Annotated in this window: 13 protein-coding genes; all 13 read left to right on the top strand. The window is 69.0% G+C overall.

What is annotated here, in order from left to right:
* Positions 1–5: 5 nt before the first annotated feature.
* Positions 6–1193: a flagellin gene (locus tag CQ393_RS02630; RefSeq protein ID WP_153190066.1), complete on the top strand. Its 1188-nt coding sequence runs from the start codon at positions 6–8 to the stop codon at positions 1191–1193.
* Between the two features lie 425 nt (positions 1194–1618).
* Positions 1619–2809, top strand: a complete 1191-nt coding sequence (locus tag CQ393_RS02635; RefSeq protein WP_153190067.1) for a flagellin — start codon at positions 1619–1621, stop codon at positions 2807–2809.
* Positions 2810–3030: 221 nt separating this feature from the next.
* The gene (fliD, locus tag CQ393_RS02640) at positions 3031–4392 is read left to right on the top strand and encodes a flagellar filament capping protein FliD (protein WP_153190068.1); all 1362 of its coding nucleotides are present in this window, start codon (positions 3031–3033) and stop codon (positions 4390–4392) included.
* Positions 4393–4500: 108 nt separating this feature from the next.
* Positions 4501–4920 (top strand): flagellar export chaperone FliS, encoded by a 420-nt coding sequence (gene fliS, locus CQ393_RS02645; protein ID WP_153190069.1) that lies wholly within the window; start codon positions 4501–4503, stop codon positions 4918–4920.
* A gap of 2 nt (positions 4921–4922) precedes the next feature.
* Complete coding sequence (locus CQ393_RS02650; RefSeq protein ID WP_153190070.1) at positions 4923–5231, top strand: hypothetical protein; 309 nt, start codon at positions 4923–4925, stop codon at positions 5229–5231.
* Positions 5228–5812, top strand: coding sequence for a PilZ domain-containing protein (locus CQ393_RS02655; RefSeq protein WP_153190071.1), 585 nt, complete (start codon positions 5228–5230; stop codon positions 5810–5812). Before CQ393_RS02650 ends, CQ393_RS02655 begins: the two co-directional genes overlap by 4 nt.
* Before the next feature lie 87 nt (positions 5813–5899).
* Positions 5900–6532, top strand: coding sequence for a response regulator transcription factor (locus tag CQ393_RS02660; protein WP_343199464.1), 633 nt, complete (start codon positions 5900–5902; stop codon positions 6530–6532).
* A gap of 260 nt (positions 6533–6792) precedes the next feature.
* A complete protein-coding gene (gene rpoN / locus CQ393_RS02665; RefSeq protein WP_153190073.1) occupies positions 6793–8202 on the top strand; it encodes an RNA polymerase factor sigma-54 in 1410 nt (469 codons plus the stop codon).
* A gap of 13 nt (positions 8203–8215) precedes the next feature.
* Positions 8216–8599 (top strand): response regulator transcription factor, encoded by a 384-nt coding sequence (locus tag CQ393_RS02670; RefSeq protein ID WP_153190074.1) that lies wholly within the window; start codon positions 8216–8218, stop codon positions 8597–8599.
* Entirely contained in the window at positions 8592–10058 is a 1467-nt protein-coding gene (locus tag CQ393_RS02675; protein ID WP_153190075.1) for a sigma-54 dependent transcriptional regulator, read from the top strand. The genes CQ393_RS02670 and CQ393_RS02675 overlap by 8 nt, the downstream gene beginning before the upstream one ends.
* Positions 10059–10339: 281 nt before the next feature.
* The gene (locus tag CQ393_RS02680) at positions 10340–11839 is read left to right on the top strand and encodes an HAD-IIA family hydrolase (RefSeq protein ID WP_153190076.1); all 1500 of its coding nucleotides are present in this window, start codon (positions 10340–10342) and stop codon (positions 11837–11839) included.
* A gap of 41 nt (positions 11840–11880) precedes the next feature.
* The gene (locus CQ393_RS02685; protein WP_153190077.1) at positions 11881–15777 is read left to right on the top strand and encodes a CDP-glycerol glycerophosphotransferase family protein; all 3897 of its coding nucleotides are present in this window, start codon (positions 11881–11883) and stop codon (positions 15775–15777) included.
* Positions 15770–17068, top strand: coding sequence for an ATP-grasp domain-containing protein (locus tag CQ393_RS02690; RefSeq protein ID WP_194269564.1), 1299 nt, complete (start codon positions 15770–15772; stop codon positions 17066–17068). The genes CQ393_RS02685 and CQ393_RS02690 overlap by 8 nt, the downstream gene beginning before the upstream one ends.
* Positions 17069–17091: the final 23 nt, after the last annotated feature.

The raw sequence follows: 17091 nt of genomic DNA on the forward strand, positions 1-17091 counted from the left end.
GTCCCATGGCACAAGTCATCAACACCAACATCATGTCGCTGAACGCCCAGCGCAACCTGAACACCAGCGGCACCAGCCTGGCGACCAGCATCCAGCGACTGTCCTCGGGCCTGCGCATCAACAGCGCCAAGGACGACGCCGCCGGCCTGGCGATTTCCGAGCGCTTCACCACCCAGATCCGCGGCCTGGACGTCGCCACCCGCAACGCCAACGACGGCATCTCGCTGGCGCAGACCGCCGAAGGCGCGATGGTCGAGATCAGCAGCAACCTGCAGCGCATCCGCGAACTGGCGGTGCAGTCGGCCAACGCCACCAACTCCGGCAACGACCGCGAGGCGCTCAACGCCGAAGTGCAGCAGTTGCTGGGCGAGATCGACCGCGTCGCCAACCAGACCAGCTTCAACGGCACCAAGCTGCTGGACGGCAGCTTCACCGGCGCCCTGTTCCAGGTCGGCGCCGACGCCGGCCAGACCATCGGCGTAAACAGCATCGTCGACGCCAACATCGACATGCTGGGCAAGGCCGGCTTCGCCGCCACCCAGACCTCGACCAACGCCGTGGCTTCCGGCATCGCCACCGCCGCCGGCAACCTCTCCGGCCTGAGCATCAACGGCAAGGCCATCGCCGCGGTGAAGGTCGCCATCGGCGACACCGGCGCGGACGTGCAGAAGAAGCTGGCCTCAGCCATCAACGAGAGCATGGACCAGACCGGCGTCTACGCCTCGATCGACAGCACCGGCAAGCTGCAGCTGGAATCGGTGAAGGCCGGCCAGGACTTCAGCATCTCCGGCACGCTCTCGGCCGTGGCCGGCATCACCACCGACGTGTCGGGCATCGTCAACGCCACGGTGGCGGCCAATGTCACCGCCACCGGTTCCCGCTTCCTCAAGGACCTGGACATCTCCGACTTCACCGGCGCCCAGCGCGCCCTGGAGATCGTGGACAAGGCGCTGACCGCCGTCAGCGGCTCGCGTGCGGAAATGGGCGCGATCCAGAACCGCTTCACCTCCACCATCGCCAACCTGTCCACCACCTCGGAAAACCTGTCCGCCTCGCGCAGCCGCATCCGCGACGCCGACTACGCCAAGGAAACGGCCGAGCTGACCCGCACCCAGATCCTGCAGCAGGCCGGCACCGCCATGCTGGCCCAGGCCAACCAGGTTCCGCAGAACGTGCTCAACCTGCTCAAGTAATCGCTGCTGCCTTCCGGAAGACAGAAAGCCCCGGCATGCCCGGGGCTTTTTCCATTTCGGCGCCATCGCAGAGCAACGCGGCGCCGGGCAGGCCATGCCATGCGTCGCGGAATAATGTGGTTCCCTGCCCCTCTCTCGCTGAAGAGCCGGATGCCTGCAAACCGCGGGCGTGTTTCACCGCCCGCCCGCGGAAAAAACAACGGCGCTGGAACTTAATGGTTCCAGCGCCGTTTCCGTATGACGAACCCCTTCCGACCGCGCCCCGGACCTTGCGGTCCATTTTTCCGGCAAGCCCTAAAGCTGCCGGTGGCGCTGCCGTTATTGGTATCAGCAGCGGTACTGCGGCGCCCTACGCCACCTCCCACTGCACTCAGTACCGGTCAGGTTGAAGCTGCCGGATCAAACGCCAAACAGGAATCCGAATCATGGCACAAGTCATCAACACCAACATCATGTCGCTGAACGCCCAGCGCAACCTGAACACCAGTGGTGCCAGCCTGGCGACCAGCATCCAGCGCCTGTCCTCGGGCATGCGCATCAACAGCGCCAAGGACGACGCCGCCGGCCTGGCGATCTCCGAGCGCTTCACCACCCAGATCCGCGGCCTGGACGTTGCCACCCGCAACGCCAACGACGGCATCTCGCTGGCCCAGACCGCCGAAGGCGCGATGGTCGAGATCGGCAACAACTTGCAGCGCATCCGCGAGCTGGCGGTGCAGTCGGCAAACGCCACCAACTCCGGCACCGACCGCGACGCGCTGAACGCCGAAGTCAACCAGCTGCTGAAGGAAATCGACCGCGTCGCCAACCAGACCAGCTTCAACGGCACCAAGCTGCTGAACGGCGACTTCTCCGGCGCCCTGTTCCAGGTCGGCGCCGACGCCGGCCAGACCATCGGCATCAACAGCATCGTCGACGCCAACATCGACGCCCTGGGCAAGGCCGGCTTCGCCGCCACCCAGACCTCGACCAACGCCGTGGCTTCCGGTACCGCCACCGCCGCCGGCAACCTCTCCGGCCTGAGCATCAACGGCAAGGCCATCGCCGCGGTGAAGGTCGCCGTCGGCGACACCGGCGCGGACGTGCAGAAGAAGCTGGCCTCGGCCATCAACGAGAGCATGGACCAGACCGGCGTCTTCGCCTCGATCGACAGCACCGGCAAGCTGAAGCTGGAATCGCTGAAGGAAGGCAAGGACTTCACCTTCTCCGGCACGCTGTCGGCCGTGGCCGGCATCACCACGGACACCTCGGGCGTGGCCGCCTCGGCGACCGTTGCCACCAACGTCACCGCCAACGGCTCCAGCTTCCTGAAGGATCTGGACATCTCCGACTTCACCGGCGCCCAGCGTGCCCTGGAGATCGTGGACAAGGCGCTGACCTCGGTGAACAGCTCGCGTGCCGACATGGGTGCGATCCAGAACCGCTTCAGCTCGACCATCGCCAACCTGGCCACCACCTCGGAAAACCTGTCCGCTTCGCGCAGCCGCATCCGCGACGCCGACTACGCCAAGGAAACGGCCGAGCTGACCCGCACGCAGATCCTGCAGCAGGCCGGCACCGCCATGCTGAGCCAGGCCAACAGCTCGACCCAGAACGTGCTCAGCCTGCTGCGCTGATCCGTCGGCGTCAGCCTGGCAAGTGGACACGGGCCCCCGCCAGCAATGGCGGGGGCTTCGTCTGTCCGGGAGCCGGCCCGCCGCCGCCGCCCGTCGCGCGGCCCACGGCATGAGTCTTGCCTATCCGGGGAGACATGTCCGTCGCCGGGGCTAAAGAATCCCGGCTGCGGGCCGATATCCGGGATGCCTGCACGAGTGTCCCTTTGCGCAAAGGAATCCAAATGGCCACGTCCTCTCTCTCCACCATCGGCTCCGGGCTGGATATTCCGACCATCGTCTCCAAGCTGGTCGCCAACGAGCGCAAGCCGGCCGCGGACCGGATCAACAACCAGGGCACCACGGCCACCGCCAAGCTTTCGGCGCTGGGCAGCATCAAGAGCTCGCTCGGCAGCCTGCAATCGGCGCTGGAGACGCTGACCAAGAGCGCGAGCACCCCGGCCTACAAGACCACGGTGCCGGAGGGCAGCGGTTTCGGCGCGACGGTCGTGACCGACCCCAGCACCGGGAAGACGCTCGCGGCGGCCGGCACCTACAACGTCGAGGTGCTGAGCCTGGCGCAGCCGCAGAAGCTCAGCTCCGGCGCGTTCGCCGCCGATGGCGCGGTCGGCGACGGCACCCTGAAGATCGCCTGGGACGACAAGTCCCTCGACGTGGCGATCAAGCCCGGCAGCACACTGTCGGACATCGCCGCGGCGATCAACAAGGCGGCCGGCGGCAAGGGCGTCAATGCCACCGTCATCACCGCCAACGATGGCCAGCACCTGGTGCTCAACGCGGTCGACGCCGGGACCAAGGGGGCGTTGACCGTCTCGGCCAGCGGCGGCAACGGCGGCCTTTCGGCGCTGACCTGGGACGGCACCGCCGGCGGCCTGAGCCAGACCGTGGCGGCCACCAACGCACGCGTGCGGGTGGACGGGTTCGAGCGCGAGTCCAGCAGCAACAGCGTCAGCGACCTGATCCCGGGCATCACCCTGAACCTGACCAAGGCCGAGGAAGGCACCACCAAGACCCTGACCGTCAGCCAGGACAACGCGCCGCTCAAGATCAACGTGCAGGCCTTCGTCAGCGCCTACAACGCCTCGATCAACCTGCTCAAGAATTCCAGCGCCTACGACGCGACCAACAAGAAGGCCTCCACCCTTACCGGCGATTCGATGGTGCGCGGCCTGCAGCAGCAGCTGCGCGGGCAGCTCAGCGCGAACGTGGTCGACCTGAAGGCCATGGGGCTGACGATCAACACCGACGGCACGATGTCCCTCAACGCCAGTACGTTCGACAAGTCGATGGCCGAGAACCCCACCATGGCGGCCAGCCTGCTGGGCAAGGACGGCAAGCTCTCCGGCGGCCTTTCCAGCCTGCTCAAGAGCAACCTGGACAGCGGCACCGGCACCCTGACGCTGCGTACCGACGCCCTGAACAAGCAGATCAAGAAGCTCGAGAAGGACCTGGACGACCTGGACGCGCGCATGGAGAAGGTCTCCGATCGCTACACCAGGCAGTTCAACGCGATGGATTCGCTGGTGGCGCAGATGCAGGGCACCAGCAACTACCTGGCCCAGCAGCTGGCGGCACTCCAGAAATAACCCTTCGCGTTCAAGTAAACGGCCATGACGGCCGATACACGGATATCACCCCATCATTCCCGACGCAGCCCGGACCGCGCGCCGGACAGGTCCCAGGAGACTCTCCCCATGTACGGTTCCAGCCGCAACTACGCCGAGCAGTACCGAAAGGTCGGCGTTTCCACCAAGGTTGTGGATGCCGATCCGCACAGGCTGGTGGCCCTCCTGTTCGAAGGCGCCAACGAGCGGATCCGCCGTGCCGAGGCCTTCCTCGCCCAGGGCGACCAGGCCATGAAGGGCAAGTCCATCGGCGAGGCCTGCGCGATCATCGGCCATCTCAACGGCTCGCTCGACCACGAGGCCGGCGGCGAGATCGCCGGCAACCTCTCGGCGCTGTACGACTACGTCATCCAGCGCCTGACCGAGGCCAACCTCAACAACGACGTCGCCGCCCTGCAGGAATCGCTCTCGCTCATGGGCGAGATCGAATCGGCCTGGAACGCGATCCCGGGCGACCAGCGCCAACGTCCCGCCGTCGCCGGAGCCTGAACATGATCGATACCGACCACACCCTGCAGGCGCTGCACGACGACCTGGAGGCGCTGCGTGCCGCGGTCGAGCAGGAAGACCACGCCGAGGCCGAACGCATCGCCAGCGGCCACGACCGCCGCCTGCGCGAGTTCGTCGACGCCTGCGGCGTCCAGGCTGCCGCCAACGGCCTGCGCAACCTGCTGGCCCTGCAGCAGTCGCTGATGGCCGACATGCTGGTGCGGCGCGACATCGCCGCGGCCCGGCTGCGCGCCGGGCGCCAGTCCGTGCGCGCGGTGCATGCCTACCAGCAGGCCGAATCGCTGGCATGAACGCGCCCGGCGCCAGCGTCGTGCACCATCCGGCCGAAACCGAGCTGTTCGAGGACACGCTGTCCTGCGACGTGGCGCTGCCGGCGGCGTTCGAGCCGGGCAGCACCGCCATCCGCGCAGGCGCGACCGAGATGCTGCTGCGCAGCGTGGCGCTGGTGGAGGATTCGCGCGGCACCGACGGCGACGACGACCGCGGCGGCGACGGCAACCCGCAGCTGCAGCGGCTGGAAGCGCGCATGGACCTGGCGCTGGTCCTGCTCGGGCGCCTGCTGCGCCAGTCCGTGCAGGCCTTGCCGCTGCGCCCGGTGCGCTGGTCGCGTCGCGGGCTGCGGCTGGAACTGGGCCAGCGCACCGGCGCCGTGCAGGGCAGCGCCGGCATCGTCCGGCTGCAGCCGGCGGACTGGCTGCCGGACCATATCGAGCTGCCGGTGCAGGTACTGGGCGAGGCGACCTCCGGCAACGGCGGCGTCTACCTGTGGCTGCGCCTGCAGAGCACCGGCGAGGCGCTGGAAACGGCGCTGGAGCGCCACCTGTTCCGCCTGCACCGCCGCCAGATCGCCGACAGCCGGCGTCCGCGTTGATCCGCGCGCATCCATGACCTCTGCCGCTTGGCGCGCATGCGCGCGCTCGGCTAAGGTGCCGCCATCCCCAAGCGATGCCCCCTGCCCGTGCGTGTCCTGATTGTCGATGACCATACGCTGGTCCGTGCCGGCCTGTGCCGCCTGCTGCAGACGTTCGGCGGGGTGCTGGTGATCGGCGAGGCCAGCAGCGCGGAACAGGCGCTGGAACTGGCCGTGCGGGAACAGCCCGACGTGGTGCTGCTGGATCTCTCCCTGCCCGGCCGCAGCGGCCTGGAAGCGCTGTCGGACATCGGCCACAAGGTGCCCAACGCGCGGGTGGTGATGATGTCCATGCACGACGACACCGCCCACGTGCGCGATGCGCTGGACCGTGGCGCGGTGGGATTCGTGGTCAAGGACGCAGCGCCGCAGGAACTGGAACTGGCGCTGCGCGCGGCCCATTCCGGCCAGGTGTTCCTGAGCCCGCAGATTTCCGCGCGCATGCTCTCTCCGCTGCTGGGACGCGAACGCCCGACCGGCATCGCCGCGCTGTCGCCGCGCCAGCGGCAGATCCTGCGCCAGCTCGGCAACGGCCAGTCGACCAAGGAGATCGCCGCGGAGCTGGGCATCAGCGTCAAGACGGTGGAGACCCACCGGGCGCGCATGATGGAGGCGCTGGGCTGCCGCCGCGCCAACGACCTGCTGCTGCTGGCGGTGCGCCACCAGCAGGAACTGGCCTGACGGCGGGCAGCCAGTCTGGATCCGCGTCACATATCCGGAAATCCGTCGCGGCCGCCGTCAGAAATCCGTAAGTCGTTGATTCTCCGGTTTCCCTACATCGCATTGCGACGGATTAATGACGTTGTGTAGGAAAAACCCCTACATGAAGTAAGGGGATTTCCTAGGCGATACAGGTTTTCACCGATTCATTCCCTGACACCCCCTACGCAAGATGCGTTCCATAACGGTCGCTTCACACGGCGCCCACGGGGATCAGACACATGAAGACCACGCTCGCCACCCAGCTCGGCCAGCAGCTCCACCTCACGCCCGCGCTGCTGCAGTCGATCCGCCTGCTGCAGCTCAACGGCCTGCAGCTGGAACAGGAAATACGCCAGGTCCTGGAGAACAACCCGCTGCTCGAGCTGGAGGAGGAATCCTCCCCGGCGGCCGACGCGGCCAGCGGCGGCGACGCGCTGGTGGAAACCGCGGCGTTCGACGAACTGCCCGAAAGCGCGATGTGGGACGTGGCCGGCGCCAGCTGGAACGATGGCGAGGACGACCGCACCGCGCGGCTGGCGATGGGCCAATCCAGCGACCCGCACCTGCGCATCCTGCAGGCGCTGTCCCTGGAGCTGGACGAGGGCGACCTGGCCATCGCAGCCTTCTGGCTGGAGCACTGCGACGACGCCGGCTACCTGCAGGCGCCGCTGCCGCAGCTGACCCTGCTGGCCAGCGCCCGCTTCGACCGCGACGGCGCCCACGTGGAAAGCATCCGCCAGCGCCTGCTGCAGGGCGATCCGGCCGGCATGGCCGCCTGCGACCTGCGCGAATGCCTGCAGGTGCAGCTGGCCGCCCTGCCCGGCGCCGTGCCGGCCCGCCACCTGGCGGCAAGGCTGCTGGGCGAAGACCTGCAGCTGCTGGCCAGCCACGACTATGCCGCGATCGCCCGCCAGCTGGATGTCGAGCAGGCCGACGCGCTCGAGGCGATTCGCCTGATCCTGTCGCTGCAGCCCCGCCCCGGCGATACCCTGCAGCCGCAGGAAGAAACCGCGGTCATCCCGGAAGTGGTGGCCTGGCGCGCGGACGGCCAGTGGCGGGTCGCGCTGAACCCGGCCACGGCGCCGCGCGTGACCCTCAACCCCACCTACGAACGCGCCCTCGCCGCCAGCGAAGGCGCCGCCGCCCAGCCGATGCGCGAGATGCTGCAGGAGGCGCGCTGGTTCACCCGCGGCCTGTCCATGCGCTACGACACCCTGCTGCGCACCGCGCGGGTCATCGTCGAGCGCCAGGCCGCGTTCCTGGCCGAAGGCGAGGAAGCCATGGCGCCGCTGACCCTTAAGGAAGTGGCCGACGCCATCGGCATGCACGAATCCACCGTCTCGCGCATCACCTCGGGCAAGTTCATGCAGACCCCACGCGGCACGTTCGAGCTGAAGCACTTCTTCGCCGTGCGGCTGGAAGGCGCCAGCATCTCCGGCCAGGCGGTCAAGGCGATGGTGCGCCGGCTGATCGAATCCGAACCGTCGGCCCGCCCGCTGGCCGACGAGGCCATCGCCGTGCTGCTGTCGCGCCAGGGCGTCAACATCGCCCGCCGCACCGTGGCCAAGTACCGTGAACAGCTGGACATCGCCCCCGCGCGCGAGCGGAAGCGGCACAATGCGCGTCCGCTGCTGGCCCGCGCAGGCTGATCCGAGGAATTCCATGAGCAAGCTCACCGTTCTGCTGGTCGACGACCACGAAGGCTTCATCAACGCGGCCATGCGCCATTTCCGCAAGGTCGACTGGCTGGAGATCGTCGGCAGCGCCGCCAACGGCCTGGAGGCCATCGAGCGCTCCGAGGCGCTGCGGCCGCGGGTGGTGCTGATGGACCTGGCGATGCCGGAGATGGGCGGGCTGCAGGCCACGCGCCTGATCAAGACCCAGGACGAGCCGCCCTACATCGTGATCGCCAGCCATTTCGACGATGCCGAGCACCGCGAGCACGCCCAGCGCGCCGGCGCCGACAACTTCGTCAGCAAGCTGTCCTACATCCAGGAGGTCATGCCGATCCTGGAAGGCGTGCGCCAGGAACAGGGCCATGAGTGAATCGCGCATCCTCGTGATCGACAGCGAGGGCGTGCGCGCCGAGCGCACGGTCGCGCTGCTCGAGTTCATGGACCTCAACCCGCGCTGGGTCACCGACGTGGGCGACATCGACATCGCGCGCCACCGCTCCAACGACTGGATGGCGCTGGTGGTGGGCACGGTCGAGGATCCGGCGCGCGCCGCGCCGTTCTTCAACTGGCTGGCCGGCACCGGCATGCCGCCGCCGGTGCTGCTGGCCGAGGGCGATCCGCTGGCCTTCGCGCGCCACTACGGCCTGCACGAGGCCAACGTCTGGCCGCTGGACCAGCCCATGCGCCACGCGCAGATGGAGGCGCTGCTGCGCCGCGCCAGCCTCAAGCGCCTGGACGCCGAGCGCCATGCCGGCGGCGGCGAGGACGAAGGCCCCACCGGCGGCAGCCCGGCGGTGACCGAGCTGCGCCAGCTGATCGAACAGGTGGCCGGCTTCGACACCACGGTGCTGGTGCTGGGCGAATCGGGCACCGGCAAGGAAGTGGTCTCGCGCGCCATCCACCAGCGCTCGCCGCGGCGCGATGGCCCGTTCGTGGCCATCAACTGCGGCGCGATCCCGCCGGACCTGCTGGAAAGCGAGCTGTTCGGCCACGAGAAAGGCGCCTTCACCGGCGCGCTGACCGCACGCAAGGGCCGCTTCGAGATGGCCGAGGGCGGCACCCTGCTGCTGGACGAGATCGGCGACATGAGCCTGCCGATGCAGGTCAAGCTGCTGCGCGTGCTGCAGGAACGCAGCTTCGAGCGCGTCGGCGGCAACCAGACCATCCGCTGCAACGTGCGGGTGATCGCCGCCACCCACCGCAACCTGGAAACGCGCATCGCCGAAGGCAAGTTCCGCGAGGACCTGTTCTACCGCCTGAACGTGTTCCCCATCGACGTGCCGGCGCTGCGCGAGCGCATCGCCGACATTCCCGCGCTGGTGGAAACCATCGCCGCGCAGCTGGCCCGCACCGGCCGCGGCGAGGTGCGCTTCGCCGCCGAGGCGCTGCAGGCGCTGGCCGCCTACCGCTGGCCGGGCAACGTGCGCGAGCTGACCAACCTGGTCGAACGCCTGGCCGTGCTGCACCCGGGCGGACTGGTGCGGGTACAGGACCTGCCCGCGCGCTACCGCGGCGATCCGGCAGCGGCCGCCACCGCCGTGCACGACGAGGAACGCCCGCTGGCCAGCCTGGCCAATGGCGCGGCACCCGCGCCCGTGGCGCCCGCCGCGGCTGCGGCAGCGCCGGTCCCGGCGCAGCTGCCCAGCGACGGCCTGGACCTGCGCGACCACATGGCCGGCATCGAGCTGAAGCTGATCAACGAGGCGCTGGAACGTACCCAGGGCGTGGTCGCCCACGCCGCGCAGCTGCTCGGCCTGCGCCGCACCACCCTGGTGGAGAAGCTGCGCAAGTACGGGATCGACCGCGAGCAGGGCGAGAACGCCGGCTGAGCCGCGCCTGGTGGCCCGGGTACCGCCCGTCCGGCCATGATGGCGCGCCACCGCGCTTCTTCGCCGCCTCCATTACCCAACGCCTGCCCGCCCGACCCCTGCCCGCCCGACGCCGATCGCACGCGCAGGCGGTGGCACGGCGCTTGCAGCATCTCCACCATGTCCGTCCGGCAGAGACCATCGATGCGCAGAAGTGTCCAGGCTTCACTGTTCCGCGTCCCGCTTTCCTGCGGGAAAGCCGGACGTCCGGGAATGCGCCCTTCCCGCCCGGGGAAGCGCCCATGATCGGGGTGATCCTGGCCGCCGGTATCGGCTCGCGGCTGCGGCCGATGACCAACCACAAGCCCAAGTGCATGGTGAAGTGCGCCGGCAAGCCGCTGCTGCAGTACCAGATCGACGCCTACGTCGCCGCCGGCATCACCGACATCGTGATCGTCGTCGGCTATGAGGCGCAGGCCATCGTCGACTACTGCAAGCACCTGAAACACGTGTCGATCCGCATCGTCGACAACGCCGAGTACGAAACCACCAACAACATGTACTCGCTGCACCTGGTGTGCGAGCACCTGCGCGGGCGGCCCTTCATCCTCAACAATGCCGACCTGGCGGTGGACGGGCAGATGGTCCGGCGCCTGCTCGACTTTCCCTGCGCCGATGCGGTGGCGGTGGATACCTCCCTCTACATGGACGAGTCCATGAAGGTGACCATCGATGGCGAAGGGCTCATCCGCGACATAGCCAAGGGCATCCCGGCCAGCGCCGCATTCGGCTGCTCGATCGATTTCTACAAGTTCTCCGCGCAGGCGGGCAACGTGCTTTTCGCCGAAATCGCCCGCATCGTCGAAGGCGAAGGCCTGCTTCGCGAATGGACCGAAGTGGCGATGCAGCGCCTGTTCCAGGCCGGCCATCTGGATTTTCGCCCCTGCGACATCGCCGGGCTGGACTGGGTGGAAGTGGACAACTACGACGACCTCGCGCTGGCCGACCGGAAATTCTCCGGGTTCGACGATGCGCTGGACCATATCGACACCTTCGTCTTCGACCTCGACGGCACCCTGTACGTCGGGAACGAGGCGGTCGAAGGCGCTGCCGTCACCCTGGAGACGCTGCAGCGGCAGGGCAAGCAGATATTCTTCATCTCCAACAACTCCTCCGGCACCGCCGACGGCTACGTGGACCGCCTGGCGCGCATGAACATCGCGGCGGCGCCTTCGCAGGTCATCCTGTCGTCGGACGCGCTGATCGCCTGGCTGCATCGCCAGGGCGTCCAGAACCTGCACGTGCTGGGCACCGAGGCGTTCAGGCGGCGCCTGGCCGAAGAGGGCTTCAACCCCGCCGCCGAGGACCCGGAGTACGTCGTCATCGGCTACGACACCGAACTGGACTACGCCAAGCTGGTCGCGGCCTGCCGCCTGGTCAACCGCGGCGTGGACATCCTGGCCACGCATTCGGACCTGTTCTGCCCGACCGAGGCCGGGCCGATTCCCGATATCGGCGCCCTGCTGGAAATGATCCGGATCACCACCGGGCGTTCGCCCAAGCAGGTATTCGGCAAACCGCACGAGTCGATGATCCTGCTGCTGCGGCAACGCGCGGAGGTGGACCTGGCGCGCACGCTGGTAATCGGCGACCGCCTGCATACCGACATCGCGATGGCGCGCAACGCGGGCACCCGCAGCCTGCTGGTCCTGTCCGGCGAGACCACGCGTGACCAGCTCGACCACGCCGACATCCTGCCGGACCACGTATTGAAGTCAATCAAGGACATCGTCTGCTGCTGAGGCGGCCGGCGTTCCCCGTTGCCACGACCCGACCGTCCGCCATGAGCCCAGCCTGCGCTTCCGACACCGCACTCGCCGCCCCTGCGTTCGAAACCCCGGACGACTCGCCGGCGCCGGCCTGTAGCCTGCCGGCGACCGCCGAGGAGCCCGTGCCGGACTGGTTCGATGCCGGCTTCTACCGCTCCCAGAATCCCGACGTGGCCGCCGCGGGCAGCGCGGCCTGGCACCATTTCCGCAGCCAGGGCTGGCGCGAATTCCGCAACCCGTCGGAAAGCTTCGATCTGTGGTGGTACTGCATCTGGCACCTGGATGCGGACCCGACGCGCGACCCGGTCGCCCACTACCAGGCCACGGGCATGGCCGCCGGGCTGGATACCTGGCTGGCGCCGGGCGAACGTTTCGAGGTGTCGCGCAAGACACGATTCAACCTGCGGACCCTCGCGCTCTACCGGCAGCTGGATGTATCCGGCGAGGTATTCGCGCGGATCGCGGCGAATCTGGCGCGCATGTCCCTGTGGGACGTCGCCGACATGATCGCGGTGCATGCGGCGTCGCTGGCGCCGGATGATCCGGCCATCCAGGTCCTGCTCGCGCGCATCGTCTGCAAGCGTGGCGGCTGGCGCCGTGCCATCGACCCGCTGCGCAAGGCGGTCGCCGCCGATCCGACCCACGCCGACTGGTGGCACGACCTGGGCGTGGCGGCCGAGCGGCTGCGGTGGTACGACGAGGCCGCCGACGCCTACCGGCGTTCGCTGGAGCTGGACCCGGGCCATGCCGATGGCTGGTATCGCCTCGGATGCGTGCGCGACCGTCAGCTGCGCGGGCACGACGCCGATGCCGCGTACGCGCGGCTGGCCCTGCTCGACCCGGAAGTCGCGCGGCTGGGCCCGGGCGTGCTGCATCAACGCGAAGGCCGCTGGACCGACGCCGAAGCCGCCTACCGGGCGGCGCTGGCTGCCCCTGGCCGGGACGACCCCGCGCCGCTGCACTTCGCCCACGGTTTCGCGCTGGAGATGCTGCTGCGCTGGGAAGACGCCGTGGATGCCTACCGCCGTGCGCTGGCATCGGCGCAGGCGCCCGCCGAGTGGCATTACCGCCTCGGCTGGATGCTCGAACGCCTGGACCGCCATGCCGAAGCCGCCCAGGCATACGGGCGCGCCCTGCACCTGCGCGACACGGCCGATGGCTGGTATCGCCTGGGCAACGTGCTGCACCTAGCTGGCGACATGGCCGCCGCTTTCAACGCCTGGCTGCGCTGCGTGCCCGGGGAACCGGCGGCATTGGCCATGGACGAGCCCGCCGCGCTGCTGCAGGTTCGCCGCACCGCGCTGCTGGCCGCGCTCGCGGCCAGTACCCTCGATGCCGCCACCTACCATGAGCTTGGCAACGTCTGCGAACGGCTCGGGAGGCTGGACGAAGCCGCCGACGCCTACCGCGCGGCGACCCTGCGGCGCCACGAGCCGCAGCCCGGCGACCACTTCCGCCTCGGCGCCGTCCTTCTCCGACTCGGCCAGACGGCGGCAGCCTGCCGCGCCTTCCTCGATACGCGGGTCTACAAGCGCGATTTCGCCCATCTGCCGGCGCCGCAGACCGAGGACATCAAGACGCCGTACGCGGAGTATCTGGACACGTTGCCGGTGGACGGGGCCGTCATCCTCTACGAGAGCTTCCACGGCGCTTCGGTCAGCTGCAACCCGCTGGCGCTGTTCCGCCAGGCCTACCGCCGCTTCGCCGGCAGCGGGCGGCTGCATGTGTGGGCGGTCAAGGCCCACGCGGTCATCCCCGCCGAACTGGCGGCATTGCCGGACGTGGTGTTCGTGCGCCACGGCAGCACCCTGTACGCGCGTTACCTGGCCACGGCCATGTGGCTGGTCAACAACAACACCTTCCTGCCCTACTTCGTGCGGCGGGAGGAACAGCGTTACCTCAACCCCTGGCACGGCACGCCGCTGAAGAAGCTCGGCGCCGATATTCCGGGCGCGCTGTTCGACCACAAGAACTGCACCCGCAACCTGCTGCAGGTCACCCACCTGGTGCTGCCGAACGCGCATACGCTGCAGACCATGCTCGACGCCAACCAGGTCCGCGACGTTCTCACCGCGCGGGTGGCGCAGACCGGGCACGCGCGTGTGGACCTGATGCTCAACGCCGATCCGGCCACCCGCGCGCGCCTGCGCGAACGCCTCGGCGTGGCCGACGGCGACCGCGTGGTGCTGTACGCGCCTACGTGGCGGGGCGATCTGGCGGGCGCTTCGCTGGACATCGAACTCGTCGGCGCGGCGATACGGCGCATGGCACGCCCGGGCGTGAGCCTTCTGTTCAGCGCCCACCACATGGTCGCGCGCAGCCTGGGGCCGCTGCCGCCGGGAGCGCGCGCCCTGCCGGGAGGCATCGACATCACCGAACTACTGTCGATCGTCGATGTACTGGTGACGGACTATTCCTCGATCCTGTTCGATTACCTGCCGCTGCGCCGTCCGCTGATCCTGCATGTGCCCGATCTGCCCGAGTACGCCCGCGAGCGCGGCCTGTATCACGGGGTAGAAACGATGCCCGCCCGGATCACGCACGATCCCGACGCGCTGGAAACCGCGCTCGGCGATGCGCTCGCCGATCCCGCGCCGCACCCGGGCCTGCCGTCGGCGCTGGCCACCTATTGCCCGCATGAAGATGGCGCCGCCTGCGAGCGCATCCTGGACTTCTTCTTCGACGATGCCGCCATCGCCGGCGAGACCCGGATCGACAGCGGCAAGCACACGCTGCTGTTCCAGGCCGGGAACTTCAACCCCAACGGCGTCACCGCCTCTTTCACCCGGCTGGCGGCGCAGCTGGATCCGGCGCGTTATGCCGTTGCCGTCGTGGTGGACCCCTGGAGCCTAGAGAGCTACCCGCAGCGGCTGCAGCGCTATGGCGAACTGTCCGCCCATGTCTGCCGCTGGGGACGGGTGAGCCACCCGGTCAACAGCCATGAGGACCAGTGGCTGCACCAGCGCATCGGCGAACCGGAAACGCTGTCCCCGCGCGCCGAGCGCATGCTCGATCGCGTCCTGCGCCGCGAGTACCGGCGCCAGTTCGGCCACGCGCGTATCGATACCGCGATCGACTTCGGCGGCTATACCGCCTTCTGGTCGGGCCTGTTCGCGCGCGGCCGGCCGGCCGGGACACGCGCGGTGACCTGGCTGCACAACGACATGAAGCAGGAGGAGATCGTCCGCCATCCCCAGCTGGCCAAGGTCTTCCGCCAGTACCGGTACTGCGACGCGCTCGTCTCGGTATCCCGGAGCCTGCACGAGGTCAACCGCGAAGGACTGGCCGCCCATGTCGACAACGACGCGGGTCGCTTCCAGGTGGCGGACAACTGCATCGATCCGGCGCTGATCCGCGAGCGGGCCGCAGCGGCGTTGCCGCAGGCCCTGCAGCAGTGGCGCGCGGGTCACCGGCTGATCGGCAGCGTCGGCCGCCTTTCGCCCGAGAAGGGGCATGCCCGCCTGTTGGAGGCATTCGCCGAACTGCGTGGCGATGTGCCGGACCTGCGCCTGGTCATCGCCGGCGACGGCGCCGAGGCGCCGGCGCTCAGGCGGCAGATCGAGCGCCTGGGCCTGGACGAGGATGTCCATCTCGCCGGGGCGCTGGAGAACCCCTACCCGCTGATGCAGGCGCTGGACCTGTTCGTGCTGCCTTCCCTGCACGAGGGCCAGGCCATCGTGCTGCTCGAAGCGCTGACGCTGGGTACGCCGGTGATCTCCACCGACATCCCGGGCCCGCGCAGCGTGCTGGCGGGCGACCCGCAGCGGCTGGTCGAGAATTCCACGCATGGCCTGCGGGAGGGCATGCGCCGCTGGCTGCAGCATCCCGTCGCCTCCGCGCCCTGGGATGCCGACGCCTACGCCCGCGCGGCGCTGGCGCAGTTCGAGCGCATCGCCACCGGCCATGCCTGAGGTGAGCGGCATCAACGTCCTGGTCTTTCCCTGCGGCTCCGAGATCGGCCTGGAGATCCATGCGGCCCTGCGCCACGCCAAGGACGTGCGCCTGCACGGCGTGTCCTCGGTCGACGACCACGGCGGGTTCGTCTACGCGCACCATCGGCGCATCGACGCGGAGGCGCGCTCGCCGGACTTCATCGAAGCGCTCAACGCGCTGATCGCCGAGTGGGGCATCGACATCGTGCTGCCCGCCCACGACGATGCCATTCCCGTCCTGGCCACGGCCGTGGCCGAGGGCCGCCTGCACGCACGCGCCGCCGTACCCGACGCCGAGACCGCCGCGGTCTGCCGCGACAAGCGGCTCACCTATGCGCGGCTGCGCCACCTGGGCTGCGTCCCGGCCGAGGTCGACGCAGATACCGGGGCGTATCCGATCTTCGCCAAACCTGCCATCGGCCAGGGCAGCCAGGGCGCCGAACGGGTCGACGATGCCGCCCGCCATGCCCAGCTGCGCGCCTGCGGCGTGGATTACGTGTTCAGCGAGTACCTGCCCGGCCAGGAATACACCGTCGACTGCCTGTCCGATGCCGATGGCCGACTGCTGCACAGCGCCGCGCGGCAACGCGGGCGGATCAAGGGCGGCATCAGCGTGCGTACGGAGGCAGCGGCGCCGGACCCGCGCTTCGCCGAAATCGCCGGCGCCATCGCCGCCGAGCTTCGACTGAAAGGCGCGTGGTTCTTCCAGCTGCGGCGCGACCGCCACGGCACGCCCAAGCTCCTAGAGGTGGCCCCCCGCATCGCCGGCTCGATGGCACTGGCCAGGATGCAGGGAATCAATCATGCGCTGCTGGGCACGCTGGCCCACCTCGGCAGTGCGTTCTCCGTTCTGCCGCAGCAATGGCCGCTGGTGCTGGACCGTGCGCTGACCAACCGGTACCGTCCACGGCTCGACTATCGACAGGTCTATCTGGACCTGGACGACACGCTGATCGCGGGAGGCAAGGTCAATCCATGGCTGATGGCACTGCTCTACCAGTGGCGGGCGAACGGCATCCCGGTGACGCTGTTGACCCGGCATGCCGGCGATCCCTGCCAGACGCTGGCCGCCCATCATGTCGCCTGCAGCCTGTTCGCCGCGATCATCCACGTGACTGACGGATCGCCCAAGAGCGCAGCCATGGACCCGGCGGTGCCGGCGTTGTTCATCGACGACTCGTACCGGGAGCGGCGCGATGTCCATGCGGCCTTCGGCTGGCCGGTGCTGGACGTGGACGCGGTCGAGCAGTTGCTGGACCAGCGCGCCTGAGGCACGGAACTTGCCTGCCCACC

Origin of the sequence: Stenotrophomonas sp. MYb238 (assembly GCF_009496535.1) — a bacterium.
In the GTDB taxonomy this organism is placed as follows: Bacteria; Pseudomonadota; Gammaproteobacteria; order Xanthomonadales; family Xanthomonadaceae; genus Stenotrophomonas.

What these genes read in the sequence shown, in the direction of transcription:
- CQ393_RS02630 (WP_153190066.1), top strand. Translation starts at nt 6, where the DNA reads ATGGCACAAGTCATCAACACCAACATCATGTCGCTGAACGCCCAGCGC.
- CQ393_RS02635 (WP_153190067.1), top strand. Translation starts at nt 1,619, where the DNA reads ATGGCACAAGTCATCAACACCAACATCATGTCGCTGAACGCCCAGCGC.
- fliD (WP_153190068.1), top strand. Translation starts at nt 3,031, where the DNA reads ATGGCCACGTCCTCTCTCTCCACCATCGGCTCCGGGCTGGATATTCCG.
- fliS (WP_153190069.1), top strand. Translation starts at nt 4,501, where the DNA reads ATGTACGGTTCCAGCCGCAACTACGCCGAGCAGTACCGAAAGGTCGGC.
- CQ393_RS02650 (WP_153190070.1), top strand. Translation starts at nt 4,923, where the DNA reads ATGATCGATACCGACCACACCCTGCAGGCGCTGCACGACGACCTGGAG.
- CQ393_RS02655 (WP_153190071.1), top strand. Translation starts at nt 5,228, where the DNA reads ATGAACGCGCCCGGCGCCAGCGTCGTGCACCATCCGGCCGAAACCGAG.
- rpoN (WP_153190073.1), top strand. Translation starts at nt 6,793, where the DNA reads ATGAAGACCACGCTCGCCACCCAGCTCGGCCAGCAGCTCCACCTCACG.
- CQ393_RS02670 (WP_153190074.1), top strand. Translation starts at nt 8,216, where the DNA reads ATGAGCAAGCTCACCGTTCTGCTGGTCGACGACCACGAAGGCTTCATC.
- CQ393_RS02675 (WP_153190075.1), top strand. Translation starts at nt 8,592, where the DNA reads ATGAGTGAATCGCGCATCCTCGTGATCGACAGCGAGGGCGTGCGCGCC.
- CQ393_RS02680 (WP_153190076.1), top strand. Translation starts at nt 10,340, where the DNA reads ATGATCGGGGTGATCCTGGCCGCCGGTATCGGCTCGCGGCTGCGGCCG.
- CQ393_RS02685 (WP_153190077.1), top strand. Translation starts at nt 11,881, where the DNA reads ATGAGCCCAGCCTGCGCTTCCGACACCGCACTCGCCGCCCCTGCGTTC.
- CQ393_RS02690 (WP_194269564.1), top strand. Translation starts at nt 15,770, where the DNA reads ATGCCTGAGGTGAGCGGCATCAACGTCCTGGTCTTTCCCTGCGGCTCC.